Raw genomic sequence first — 12320 nt, 5'->3', positions numbered from 1 at the left:
GGGGCTGCGCATAGTTAGCAAGGCCTAGGGCTGAACGCGAAAGACGGAGATAGGCGTTCCTTCGTTCCTTCGCGCCCCGACTCGGTACCCATATGGTCGCCGAGATCACTTGCGCCTCCCCGGAAAACCAACATCGGGGGGACGGAATGAAGTCTAGTAGAGTGATGCCCGTCAGCCCCGCGTGACGATTCCCGCAGAACCCGTTTCCTGGAACGCGGCCTAGACCTCGCCCAGATTTAAACGGACTTTGTCGCGACGTTAACCCCCGACGCAGGGTTGCACGAGGTTAACCCGCTGCCCGGTTCGCAAGGGACCGGGCTCAGTGCGGCGTGGCGATCAGGTGCCGCCACCGAACTTGGGCGGACCGGATTTCTTCATGTCGGTCATGGCTTCTTCTACGGCCTGGACGCCTTCGGTCAATTTTCCGTCCTTGCCTTCCGCGACGGCGATCTTGAGTTTGCCGACAATTCTCTGCTGGGCGGCAGAAGCAGGCATTTCCTTGGCCTTGGCCAGGAGATCCTTGGCTTCGGTCAGAAAGGCTTCCGCTTCACCGCGCTTCCCGGCCTCAACGACCTTCTGCGCGGGCGCCGCCAAGGGGGTCAGGTCCTCGTTCATCGGACCGCCGGCCGCGTGGCCCACACCGTTCAGCAGTGCCGACAACACTGCCATCCAAACTACTTTTTGAAATTTCATCGATATTCCGCGTCAGGCCCACTCTTGCGACGTCGAGTGTGATTGAAATGTCTCGGCGGGTGCGAAAACGCTGAATCCGCCTGAGTCGCTGAATGCAGCATAGCACGAATTCCTGACCGTATTTCTGGGATTTTCGTTGGCGGGCAGCGGGTGAACCGGACCGCGCACCGCGCGCTAAACCATCAATCATCCGCCCAGAGTATCGGAAATGCCTTGCGCGCACGCTCGATGTGCTCCGCGTCGACACGCCGCCCTTGCAATGTCACCAGCAACGCATGGATGTCCTGAGTGGTCACTCTGAAGGTCTTTTTGGGCTCCGTCTCGAGCAAACCCGACACCCGCTTCAAGGTACTGCCCAGCGGCAAGGGCTTGGCAACCGCTCGCAAGGGACTCGCCAGTTCGGAGTCGATGATGGCTTTCTCGTTTCCGGCAGGCGCCTTGAGCGCCTTCTGCAGAATTTCGCGGGCCCGGTTCCACGACAGGTCACCGCTCGCGAGCTTCTCCCGCATCGGCGGAGTCACCAGCGGCGCATAGCGGATGATGTCCTCGATCCAGCTCACGCTCTTGTCGAAGAACTCCGCCATCCTCGCCTTGGACCAATTGGCATTGTTCAAGTAGATCACCGTCTGGAAATAGTCCGTGATACGCGTGTCGACCCGGTCCGAGTTCAGCTTCAGATTCAGCGCCTTGATCTCGTCCGGATCACCGCTGACCACACGGACGTCGATGCGGTCAAAGTACCCGGGATGTTCTCGCCGGATCCCCTGGATCGCCTCCATCCGGTGAAATCCGCCCACCAGATAGTATTCGCCGCTGTTTCGTTCCCAGACCACGAGCGGCTCCAAGAGTCCATTGGCGACGATATCCTTTTCGAGGTGCGCCACCTTGGCACGATCGAGCTCGCGGTGATTCGTCAGGGTATGGTGAAACTCGATGCTTCCGATCGGAAGGTATTCGTACCGCTTTGTTGCCAGCATTGCTCGCTCTCTGAGGAAGATGGGGATGTCTGGAAGAATCGGAGCGCGTCGTCGCGCGCTTCTGTGTCGGCTCACCTTACCCGAAGGGCGGGAAATCGGTCAAAGCGCCCGCTTCAACCCCATCGCCAGGAAATCCCTGCCGTTGCGAGGATCCCAGCGGCTTTGGCCGGTACCCCCCCCCGATACTACGAAATGGTCAGTTTCGACAGATGGCGCGCAAACCGCGCGTCAACCGGCGCATGCCTTCCGTGGCGGTCGTCTCATCCAGCGCCCCATAGGCGACGCGCAACGCGCAAGCATCCGTGCAGCCGAATGCGAGGCCCGGGATCACAGCAACGCCATACTCCCGGATCAGGCGCTCGGCGACCGTCAGGGAATCCAGCCGTGTCGTGACCCGCAAGAGGACATAAAAGGCGCCCCGGGTGCGCGGGAATACACAGAGGTCGCCGATCTGCCCCAACGCTGCGAAGACCCCTTCACGCACGCGCCGAGTGACCGCCAGCTTATTCTGGCAATAGCGTGCACCGGCCGCCAAGGCACCGACCGCCGCATGCTGAGAAACCAGCGGGGGGCAGATCAGGTTGGTGTCCTGGATTTTCGCGATTGCCTGGTGCAGATGGGCGGGAATGACCATGTACCCGATACGCCAACTCGCAAAGCCATAGGCCTTGGATAACGAATAGAGTGCAATCGTGTGTTCCTCCGCGTCCGGGATGGCGAGGGGCGAGAAGTGCCGAGCATCGTCGAACAGAAAGTATTCATAGGCCTCGTCGCTGATGTGGTAGAGACCGTACTCCGCGCACAAGGCGTTCACCGCACGCAGCACCGCTTCCGGATAGATGGCGCCGGTGGGATTGTTCGGCGAGACCGTCACGATCGCCCGGGTCCGCTCGCCGATCGCCGCTCTCAGCAGGTCGAGACGCAGTCCATAGTCGTCATCGGTCGGGACCAACACCGGCCGGCAGCCGGCGATGCGGACTGCCATCTCCTGGTTGAAGTAATACGGTGATGGCAGGATGATCTCGTCGCCCGGATCGGCGATCGCCAGCACGGCATTCAGGAAACCCATGTTGGCGCCGGCGGTCACGATGATGCGGCCGGCAGACTCACCATGGCAGCCGTTCTCCGTCGACAGTTTTTGTGCAATCACCGCTTTGAGGTCTGGAATGCCATCGACCGGGCCGTAACGATGATGAGCGGGCTCGGCAAAGAACCCATGCAACGCGGCCTGCGCCTCGGGAGGCGGGCCATACCAGGCCACCCCCTGCCCCAGCGAGATGCAATGAGGGTGCTCGCGGATAAGTGCCGCGATCTGCGGAATCACAGGGGTCTGAACGGCCGCGATGCGATTGCTGAGTTTGCGGAAAGAGTCCATGACGAGTCGCGGCAGGGTTGGAAACAAAATCAAGGCCACAGTGTAACGCGGTTAGCCGGGACGGATTCCGCTGCGGCTGGCGCCCGTGCAAGGGCCCGCCAGACATGGTATTGTCTAGCGTAAAGCTCGGTTTATAGATCATGCAGGTCGACTGGTTAATCGAAGCACGTTGGATCATCCCCGTGGAGCCCGAGGGCGCGGTCTACGAGGATCATGCCCTGATAGTGGACGGCGGGCGGATCCTGGATCTGCTGCCGGCCGAGGAAGCCCACCGCCGCTATGACGCTTCACAACGCAAGACGCTGGCTCAGCACGCGCTGATACCCGGCCTCGTCAATGCCCATACCCATGCCGCGATGACACTGATGCGCGGCATCGCCGACGACCGGCCATTGCGGGAGTGGCTGCAGGACCACATCTGGCCCCTGGAACAACGTTGGGTGAGCGAGAGCTTCGTGCGCGACGGCGTGGATCTGGCCATCGCCGAGATGCTCCGAGGCGGCGTCACGTGCTTCAACGACATGTATTTCTATCCCGAGGTGGCTGCCCGGCAATGTATCCGTATCGGCATGCGTGCCGCGATCGGCATGATCCTGGTCGATTTTCCGAGCAACTGGGCACAGACAGCGGACGAGTATTTCGCCAAGGGTCTTGCGCTACATGACGAGATGCGTCACCAGCCTCTGGTGACGACCGGCTTCGCACCGCATGCGCCCTACTCGGTTTCGGATCCGGTGTTCCGGCGCATGCAGACCCTGGCCGCCGAACTGGACTGTCCCGTGACCGTCCATCTGCACGAAACGGCCGACGAAGTCAGCGAGGGGCGACGCGCCTACGGCATGCGGCCGTTCAAGCGACTGCAGCAACTGGATGTCCTGGGTCCCCAGCTTGTGGCGGTGCATATGACCCAACTGACCGACGAGGAGATCGCCGCACTGGCCGAAAGCGGCGCCAGCGTCGTGCATTGTCCCGAATCGAACCTCAAACTGGCCAGCGGCTTCTGCCCCGTTCATCGCTTGCTACAGGCGGGGGTCAATGTCGCCATCGGCACGGATGGGGCCGCCAGCAACAACGACCTGGACGTGCTCGGCGAGACCCGTACCGCTGCCTTGCTGGCCAAGGCCGTCGCGGGCGACGCTGCCGCGTTACCGGCCCACACCGCACTGCGCATGGCCACACTGAATGGCGCCCAAGCACTGGGCCTGGGTGATCAGATCGGCTCGCTGAGCGTCGGCAAATATGCTGACTGCGCTGCGGTCAAACTCGGTGAAATCGAAACGCTGCCCCTGTTCGACCCGGTGTCGGATCTGATCTACGCGGCCAGCCGGCACCACATCAGCGACGTCTGGGTTGCCGGCCGGCACTTATTGAACGACCGGGAGTTGACGACACTCGACACCGCGGAGATTTGTGACAGAAGCGAAGGTTGGCGCCACAAGCTTCGGGCCGCAGACAAGGAGATCGAAACATGATGACGGCAGGAATCAATGTGCACGAAGCCGAGATCGCCAAGTTCGGCGGCAAGGCGCATGACTGGTGGAATCCGCGCGGTGAACTGAAAACACTGCATGCGGTCAATCCGCTCCGTGTGAACTTCATACGGGAGCACGCCAAGCTGGCGGGCAGCGTTGCGGTGGACGTCGGTTGCGGCGGCGGCATCCTGACCGAGGGACTCGCCGATGCCGGCGCCGCAGCGCTCGGTATCGACCTCAGCGAACAAGTGCTGGACGCCGCTCGTCAGCACGCGCAGGCCAGAGCGCTTGCCGTGAATTACCGCTGCATCAGCGTCGAAGCACTGGCACGCGAGCAACCCGGAGCCTTCGATGTCGTCACCTGCATGGAGATGCTGGAGCATGTGCCCGACCCTGACTCGATCGTGCGCAGCTGTACGCAACTCGTGCGGCCCGGCGGCAAGGTCTTTTTTTCGACGCTGAACAAGAAGCTCAAGTCCTATCTGCTGGCAATCGTCGCGGCCGAGTACTTACTGCGGATGATTCCTCGCGGTACGCATCAGTTCGACACCTTTATACGTCCGTCGGAACTCTGCGGCTACGCCCGTGCGGCCGGCCTGTCGCTGCTCGACCTGCGCGGCATCAGTTATCACCCGCTGTGGGACAGGTTCGAATTGAGCGACGACCTGGATGTGAACTATCTCGCAGCGTTCGAGAGGCCTCTGGACTGAATGGCGAGCCGCCCGACCTCGCCGGTGCAAGGCGTGTTGTTCGACCTCGACGGCACGTTGCTCGACACCGCGCCCGACCTGATCGTTGCAGTCAACCAGGCACTGGCCGGAGTCGGACTGCCGGAACAGCCAAGCAAGCGCCTGCAACCCCTGATTTCGCATGGCGTCGCAGCGATGCTGCGGACGGTGATTCCCATCGAAGAATCAGCAATCCTTGATGCGGCGCTCGCCTCGGCCCTCGCCTTCTATGGAAACAATCTCGCCCGGCAGACGCATCCGTTCGAGGGTATTCCTGCAGTGCTCGATGAACTCGATCGTCGCGGCATCCCCTGGGGTATCGTGACGAACAAACTCACGAGGTTTACAGATCCCCTGGTCGCTGCCTTCGGACTCAACGAACGGGCTCGCGCCGTGATCAGCGGCGACACCACGGCACGGCGCAAACCCGACCCGCTGCCGTTGAACGAAGCCTGCCGGCGTATCGGTCAGCCGGCTGCGGCCTGTGTCTACGTCGGTGACGCCCGCTCCGACATCGAGGCCGGACAACGCGCCGAGATGATGACCCTCGCCGCTACCTACGGCTATTTGACCGCGGATGACCGCCCCGACGCATGGGGTGCCGATGGAACCCTATCCACCCCAACTGAGCTTCTCGGCTGGCTGCGGCCGCGGCTCATCGCCCAACTTTCATGAACCGCTTGCTGGAAGAACGCACTCTCCTGATTTCCGGTGCCGCCGGCACCCTGGGGCGCGCGGCCGCATCTGCCTGTGTCGCCGCGGGGGCCACCGTCGTTCTGGTCGACAAGAATCTCCGGGGTCTGGAACGTTTGTACGACGAGATCATGGCCGCCGATGCCAGTGCCACCGTCCTACTCTACCCGCTGGATCTGGAGGGCGCGAGCGAAGCCGACTTTGCCGAACTCGCCGAGCGCGTCGAAGCTGAACTCGGGGGACTGCACGGGATTCTGCACGCGGCGAACGATGCCGGGGTGCTGGGCCCCATCGTCGATCTCGGTGCGCGCGAAGTCGAGCGTGCCCTCAAGGTGAACTGTTCCGCTCCGCTGCAACTGACCCGCGCCGTGCTGCCGCTGTTGAACCGTACCGGCGATGCCTCGATCGTCTTCGTGTCGGACACCGCAGCGCGGGCCGGCAAGGCCTACTGGGGTGCCTACGGCATCAGCAAGATGGCGATGGAAGGTCTCGCGACCATTCTTGCGGAGGAAACCGCCGCCGCGGGAAAGGTTCGCATCCACACCTTTCTGCCTGGCCCGTACCGGTCGCCGGTGTACCTGCGGGCTTTCCCCGGTAGCGGCCGTACGGACCTGCCGGAGGCCGGCCAGCTCTGCCCAAAACTGATCGAATTGTTGGCGGCTGCGGGAACCAGTCTCGCGTCCGGCCGACCGATTCCAAACGTTGATACCACAGGTCAAGTGCATGTACGGTAACGAAAGCATCGTTCTGCAGCGGGACGTCAATATGGTTCAGATACCCGACGGGACGCCCGGCGTCCTGCCGAAAGGGCATATCGTGACGCTGTATCAGCAGCTCGGGGGCAATTTCACGGTGACGACCGAGCGCGGTTATATGGTGCGTATCGCTGCGGTCGATGCCGATGCGCTGGGCAAGGAACCCGCCATCGCCGGTCAGATCGCACACGGGCTCGATGCCGAGACGGTCGAGCAGAATGTCTGGGAAGTGCTCAAGACGATCTACGACCCCGAGATCCCGGTCAATGTGGCCGACCTGGGACTGATCTACAGCTGCCGGGTAATCCCGATTGCTGAGGGGCAACACCGCGTCGAGATCATCATGACATTGACCGCACCGGGCTGCGGGATGGGTCCCATCCTGCAACAGGACATCGAGGCCGGCGTCAAGAGCCTCCCGGGCGTGGCCGAGGTGGGCGTCGAAGTGGTGTTCGACCCACCCTGGTCGCGTGAGATGATGTCCGAAGTCGCCAAACTCCAGCTTGGCATGTTCTGAGACCGCGCCAGCCTCAAAACGCCGCGTTACCCGCCGGCCGCCGCCAGGGAAACGGATCTGTAGGATGTTCGAAAACCTGCTGTGGTCGCTGAGCTTTCGGCCCTATGTGACCGTCTTCATGCTGGCTTTCCTGGCGCTTTCCTACCTCGAACAGGGCTGGAAGCGCACGTTCCTCTGGATGGTCTCGGGTTATCTCGTGGCTTTCCTCGCCGAATGGAGCAGTATCAACCATGGGATACCCTTCGGCTGGTACAGCTATCACGCCCCCGCACTCACGCGGGATCTCCTCATCTGCGGCGTACCGTTCTTCGACAGTTTGTCCTTTTCCTTTCTGAGTTACGTGAGCTTCTCGTTCGCCCAGTTCTTGCTGTCGCCGCTCTGGAAGCAGGGCTGGGACGTGCAGCGCATCACTTCGCGGGAGACTCGGAACGGGCCGGCAACCCTGGTGCTGGGCGCGGTGCTGATGGTCGTCACGGATTTGGTCATCGATCCGATCGCCTTGCAGGGACGCTTCTGGGCTCTCGGCGAGATCTACCATTATCCTGAACCAGGTATTCATTTCGGCGTGCCTCTGGTCAACTATGCGGGCTGGTTTGCCGTTGCCCTCGTGACACTCTGGGTCAACCAGCGTGTCGATGCCTATCTGTTTCGCCAGGGCACGCCGCCGCATCGTTCGGAACGCAAGACACGAAATCTGCCCGGCCAGGGACTCTTCGCGCCGCTGTTCTGGACCGGAATCGTTGTGTTTCAGCTCAAGGTGACCGTGGACGTGGCGCTCAGCGGCAATCCCGAGGTAGACCGCGACCGGTTGCTATTGCAGGCATTCACCGGCAGCTTCATCGTGTTGCCAATCCTGACGCTCGCTTGCACGCAGATTTTCTCGCCCTCGCGTCGCGCCTCCGCGGCAGAGATTGCGCAGTGGCAGCAAGAGGCACGGCGCGACGCCGCAGCACTCGCCGACGCCGTCCCTGAAGCGGAGACATAGCGACTGCATCCCGGCACCGTGACCTGGGGCGCCCTGCCGTCGCGTGGTGCAAGGCACACGGCGGCGCGTCCGTTAGATACCAATTTCGGATAAGATGTGGTCCGGTAGCCAGTGGCGTGGCCGCTTCCGGCCGACCATCCATCATTCAACGGGAGGCAAATGGACAAGAACATCGTCTGGCATAACGCGGTCGTCAAACGGGAGGATCGCGAGAAACTCAACGGGCACAAGAGCTTCATTCTTTGGTTTACCGGTCTCTCGGGCGCGGGAAAGTCGACCCTGGCGCACCGCGTCGAGGAAATGCTCTTCGAACTCGGCTGCCGCACCTTCGTGTTCGACGGCGACAATATCCGCCACGGACTTTGCTCCGACCTCGGCTTCGGTTCCGAACACCGGCAGGAGAATATCCGCCGCGTCGGCGAGCTGAGCAAATTGTTCGTCGAAGCCGGCATGATCGCCTTGACCGCCTTCATTTCGCCGTTCCGCAGCGACCGCGCGCTGGTGCGCTCGCTGGTCGCGCCCGGTGATTTCATCGAGATCTACTGCAACGCGCCGATCACGGTCTGCGAAGATCGCGACGTCAAGGGCTTGTACAAGAAGGCTCGCGACGGACAGATCGCCGATTTCACCGGGATCACCTCACCTTACGAAGCCCCCGAGAATCCTGAGATCAGCGTCAATACCGGAACCGATAGCCTCGAAAACTGCGCGGCGGCGGTCATCCAGTACCTGCGCGACCAGGGCAAGCTGCCATCCTAAATCAACCGTTCCGGAGCTGAACAATGAAAAAGGCGATTAGAAAAGCGGTCTTTCCGGTTGCGGGCATGGGCACACGCTTCCTGCCGGCAACCAAGGCCAGCCCCAAGGAGATGCTTCCGATCGTCGACAAGCCGCTGATCCAGTATGCGGTCGAGGAGGCCGTGGCGGCCGGTATCGACGTCATGATCTTCGTGACCGGCCGCAGCAAGGGCTCGATCACGGATCATTTCGACAAAGCCTACGAACTCGAGACGGAACTGGCGGCGCGCGGCAAGACCGAAACGCTGAAGATCGTGCAGGAGATCGTGCCGCCGCACGTGACCTGCGTGTACATTCGGCAGGCAGAGGCCCTGGGCCTGGGTCATGCGGTCAACTGCGCCAAGGCGGTGGTCGGTGACGAACCGTTTGCGGTCATCCTGGCCGACGACATGATCGACGACAACCACAATGGCTGCCTGTCCCAGATGGTTCATGTCTTCGACGAGTGGCAGTGCTCGATCCTGGGCGTCGAACAGGTCGATCCGTCCGAGACCGGAAGCTACGGCATCGTCAAGGCCCACTCCGTCGAGACGAATCTCGGCAAAGTCGATCAGATCGTCGAAAAGCCCAAGCCGGCCGAAGCGCCGTCGAATCTGGCGGTCGTCGGGCGTTACATCCTGACCCCGGCCATCTTCGACAAGCTGGCCTATGTGCCACGGGGCGCCGGCGGCGAGATCCAGCTGACCGATGCCATCGCGATGCTGCTGCACGACGAGCCGGTGCTGGCCCACGAATTTCATGGTCGACGCTATGATTGCGGCTCGAAGCTCGGCTACCTGATCGCTTCCGTCGAGCAGGGTCTGAAGCACCACGAAGTATCTGAACAGTTTCGCGACTACCTGAAAGGTCTGTCGCTGGACTGAGTCATCCTCGACAGAGAATCGGGCGACGCTGCGCCGCGAGCGGGACCGACGACGGTTCCACCGCGGCGCGGCGGCCCTAATCCGCAGCGACCCTCTGACTACCCTGCAATTTACGGTAGTCGATACGCAGCTTGAGCCCGACGAATCGACCCTGCATCTGGGCCAGGCTCTCGTCCGCACCCTGAAACAACAGGTGGACCTCGGCCAGTCGCCTTGCTTCCGCCTTGGGGGTCAGCGGCCGCACATCGGCCAGGAAGCGGTAGACGACCCGCGTACCCTCCCCATCCTTTGTCTTCGAGTAAGGTTTCCCGAAGATGCCCTGGATGACGCTCCGCGTTGGGAGACGGGCATGAATCGTCGGCAGATCGCGCGGGTCCACGCGGAGTTGCCGATGGCCGGTATCCACGCTGCCCTTCCCCAACGAACGGATCGACGCTTCGAGAAACTCCGGCGGAGCCATGGCCAGAAAGAGCGGCGAAAACGCAAAACCGGAAAGCTTCTGTTCGGCGTTGAAGTCCATCCAGAAGCTCAAGGTCTTCCTGGGCAGTTCGACCTTCCCGTGCGTATCCAGCTTGTGGAAATCGACGGTCCAGCGCATCCCCGGCGGGTTCGGCTCGATGCGGGTCGGCTCCAGTTCCGTCAGATAGCGGAAATCCTCCGCATACATCACCGGGTGACGGAACCGGAGCGCGAGCCGGTCAGTGATCTCGACCCGGAAATTCTGGTCGAAATCGCTGACCTGCCCTTTCACCTCGAGCAGACGCAGCCACACGCACCCGCTCAGACAGAGCAACAGGACGCCCAACGGTAGTGCCCTCGCGTAAAGGGTCCGAGGCAGCCGGAACAATGCTCCCCGAAGATCGCCCTTTGCGAGTATCCCGGGCTTGGTGAATCGCGTCATGAAAAAGCCGAATAAAGACCCTATTGCTGCTGAGTTCGGGATTGGGAACGCGCATCGGAATGGCCGGTCCCGCTGGCCCGAAACTTGATTCGACAACGCTGCAACGCTACCATAGCGTGCTTTGGGGCCGTTAGCTCAGTCGGTAGAGCATTGCACTTTTAATGCAGTGGTCGCTGGTTCGAATCCAGCACGGCCCACCATCATCAACGTAACACTCGCGTTCGCTCGCCGCCGGCGAATGGCGACGGTGCAAAGCCCGATCACACCCTGGCCGGGTCCCTTTGCTCCCAACGCGCGGCAGTCCACACTCCGCACCACACCGGTAACCTCGACGATGCCAACCTGGCATCCCGAGCGCTCGCCTAGCGGACCGCTCTCGTAATTATCGTGAGCATACCGGAGCCGCGAGCCTACGTGTATCGCAACGGCGTGTGTATCGGCGCCTCCACGGTCAGCACCGGCAAACCGGTCCATGAGACGCCGACGGGCGTCTTCAGCGTGCTTGGAAAGGACACGCACCCTGTGTCGAGCACTGCTGCGGCCGCGCCTATGCCTTACCTCGCAGGCCGCATCCGAGTACCGGCCCAGTTCGCGCAACGCGTCTACGATCTGCTCGAACCCGGCGCATCACTGGTCATCACGGATCGTCATCACGGATCGGCCGGCAGCGCTCGAGACCCGAACCCAACCGGGCTTTCGGATCCTCGCAGATGCCCGCGACGCGACCTGATCTCATCACGGCCGTGCCGGCGACTGTCAGCACCCGCAAAACCCGCCCAATCCGCCTCGTGCGGACACTGCTGTTGACCGTCTCGGTGCCGGGTTTCGCCGATCGCTGCAGACGGGCCGGATTGCTTAGGGGCGACCGGCATACCAAACGGGGCTGTGCTCAATATCCGCTCAGCGCCCGGAACGGGAGCAAGCAAGCTCGGAGCGATTCCAGCCGGCGGCCGTTGCAGCCGTAACCTCGGTCATCGGGGCGGACCGGGTTTTCAGGAATCCCAGTCCTTGAGTCCCGAACAGCAAGCTCGGCGCCTGAAACAGACCCCGCGCTGGTGCCGTATCGAATACCGCGGTATAAACGGGCGGGTTGCCGGGCGCTATCTCGCCGAGGGGGGTTGCCCCTGAATGAAACGCTGAAAAAAACCGTCCTGGCTTCGTTCACCGCTATCCAACCGTGCAGCGCGGGAAGCCTTGCCTACCTGGAGCTTCGCTGATTTGGCCATTCCTTGCCCATTCCCAGTCGAGAACCCGCCATGAACTACACCCACCTGTTCATCTTCCTCGCCATCGGCGCCGTGGCCGGCTGGCTCGCCGGCCAGATCGTCAAGGGACACGGCTACGGCCTGTTGAGCAACATTGTGATCGGGATCGCCGGATCCGTCATCGGCGGCCAGCTCTTGGGCTTTTTCGGCATCGCGGCGGGGAGCGGGCTGGCCGGATCGATCACGACGGCCACGCTCGGAGCGATCGCGCTGCTGTTCTTGATCGGGTTGATCAAGCGCGTTTGAGCATACGGCCGGGTGCAGCCAGCTGCCTGACTCGGCGGCCGCAGCGGCTGGA

The 12320-nt window shown here is 62.3% G+C and carries 14 protein-coding genes and 1 tRNA gene; 11 read left to right on the top strand and 4 right to left on the bottom strand.

Translation table 11 applies throughout. The annotated features are described in order from the left end of the window. Window positions 1-336 precede the first annotated feature (336 nt). The 3 genes from BWR02_RS06585 to BWR02_RS06575 all read right to left on the bottom strand — a co-directional run bounded on the left by BWR02_RS06585 (window position 337) and on the right by BWR02_RS06575 (window position 3078). Window positions 337-660 carry a hypothetical protein gene (locus BWR02_RS06585; RefSeq protein ID WP_162560050.1) on the bottom strand — a complete coding sequence of 108 codons (324 nt, stop codon included), beginning with the start codon at window positions 658-660 and terminating at the stop codon, window positions 337-339. A 215-nt stretch (window positions 661-875) separates the two neighbouring features. After that, window positions 876-1670 carry a ParB/RepB/Spo0J family partition protein gene (locus BWR02_RS06580; RefSeq protein ID WP_139556960.1) on the bottom strand — a complete coding sequence of 265 codons (795 nt, stop codon included), beginning with the start codon at window positions 1668-1670 and terminating at the stop codon, window positions 876-878. A gap of 196 nt (window positions 1671-1866) precedes the next feature. Next, window positions 1867-3078, bottom strand: a complete 1212-nt coding sequence (locus BWR02_RS06575; RefSeq protein ID WP_236101990.1) for a pyridoxal phosphate-dependent aminotransferase — start codon at window positions 3076-3078, stop codon at window positions 1867-1869. A gap of 107 nt (window positions 3079-3185) precedes the next feature. Here BWR02_RS06575 and BWR02_RS06570 point away from each other — a divergent pair, with 107 nt between their 5' ends. From BWR02_RS06570 to galU, 8 genes are all read left to right on the top strand, one after another. Beyond that, window positions 3186-4517, top strand: coding sequence for a TRZ/ATZ family hydrolase (locus BWR02_RS06570; RefSeq protein WP_139556959.1), 1332 nt, complete (start codon window positions 3186-3188; stop codon window positions 4515-4517). Further along, entirely contained in the window at window positions 4517-5227 is a 711-nt protein-coding gene (gene ubiG, locus BWR02_RS06565) for a bifunctional 2-polyprenyl-6-hydroxyphenol methylase/3-demethylubiquinol 3-O-methyltransferase UbiG (protein ID WP_139557102.1), read from the top strand. Before BWR02_RS06570 ends, ubiG begins: the two co-directional genes overlap by 1 nt. Beyond that, window positions 5228-5920 (top strand): HAD family hydrolase, encoded by a 693-nt coding sequence (locus tag BWR02_RS06560; protein ID WP_139556958.1) that lies wholly within the window; start codon window positions 5228-5230, stop codon window positions 5918-5920. After that, on the top strand, window positions 5917-6672 hold the full coding sequence (locus tag BWR02_RS06555; RefSeq protein ID WP_139556957.1) for an SDR family NAD(P)-dependent oxidoreductase: 756 nt from the start codon (window positions 5917-5919) through the stop codon (window positions 6670-6672). Before BWR02_RS06560 ends, BWR02_RS06555 begins: the two co-directional genes overlap by 4 nt. Continuing rightward, the gene (sufT, locus tag BWR02_RS06550) at window positions 6662-7210 is read left to right on the top strand and encodes a putative Fe-S cluster assembly protein SufT (protein WP_139556956.1); all 549 of its coding nucleotides are present in this window, start codon (window positions 6662-6664) and stop codon (window positions 7208-7210) included. Before BWR02_RS06555 ends, sufT begins: the two co-directional genes overlap by 11 nt. Before the next feature lie 64 nt (window positions 7211-7274). Continuing rightward, a complete protein-coding gene (locus tag BWR02_RS06545; RefSeq protein ID WP_139556955.1) occupies window positions 7275-8195 on the top strand; it encodes a carotenoid biosynthesis protein in 921 nt (306 codons plus the stop codon). Between the two features lie 159 nt (window positions 8196-8354). Continuing rightward, window positions 8355-8954 (top strand): adenylyl-sulfate kinase, encoded by a 600-nt coding sequence (gene cysC, locus BWR02_RS06540; RefSeq protein ID WP_139556954.1) that lies wholly within the window; start codon window positions 8355-8357, stop codon window positions 8952-8954. Between the two features lie 23 nt (window positions 8955-8977). After that, on the top strand, window positions 8978-9856 hold the full coding sequence (galU, locus tag BWR02_RS06535) for a UTP--glucose-1-phosphate uridylyltransferase GalU (RefSeq protein ID WP_139556953.1): 879 nt from the start codon (window positions 8978-8980) through the stop codon (window positions 9854-9856). A 76-nt stretch (window positions 9857-9932) separates the two neighbouring features. Here galU and BWR02_RS06530 read toward each other — a convergent pair whose 3' ends face one another. Continuing rightward, on the bottom strand, window positions 9933-10757 hold the full coding sequence (locus BWR02_RS06530) for a hypothetical protein (protein ID WP_139556952.1): 825 nt from the start codon (window positions 10755-10757) through the stop codon (window positions 9933-9935). 124 nt (window positions 10758-10881) lie between these two features. Here BWR02_RS06530 and BWR02_RS06525 point away from each other — a divergent pair. The 3 genes from BWR02_RS06525 to BWR02_RS06515 all read left to right on the top strand — a co-directional run bounded on the left by BWR02_RS06525 (window position 10882) and on the right by BWR02_RS06515 (window position 12268). After that, window positions 10882-10957, top strand: a tRNA-Lys gene (locus BWR02_RS06525). A gap of 187 nt (window positions 10958-11144) precedes the next feature. Continuing rightward, on the top strand, window positions 11145-11564 hold the full coding sequence (locus BWR02_RS21625) for a L,D-transpeptidase family protein (RefSeq protein WP_201276182.1): 420 nt from the start codon (window positions 11145-11147) through the stop codon (window positions 11562-11564). Window positions 11565-12013: 449 nt separating this feature from the next. Further along, entirely contained in the window at window positions 12014-12268 is a 255-nt protein-coding gene (locus tag BWR02_RS06515; RefSeq protein WP_139556951.1) for a GlsB/YeaQ/YmgE family stress response membrane protein, read from the top strand. Window positions 12269-12320: the final 52 nt, after the last annotated feature.

The sequence above is a fragment of the Methylotetracoccus oryzae genome (assembly GCF_006175985.1).
In the GTDB taxonomy this organism is placed as follows: domain Bacteria; phylum Pseudomonadota; class Gammaproteobacteria; order Methylococcales; family Methylococcaceae; genus Methylotetracoccus; species Methylotetracoccus oryzae.
Note: the sequence above shows the minus strand (reverse complement) of the source record. Positions and strands in the feature narration are given on the sequence as shown.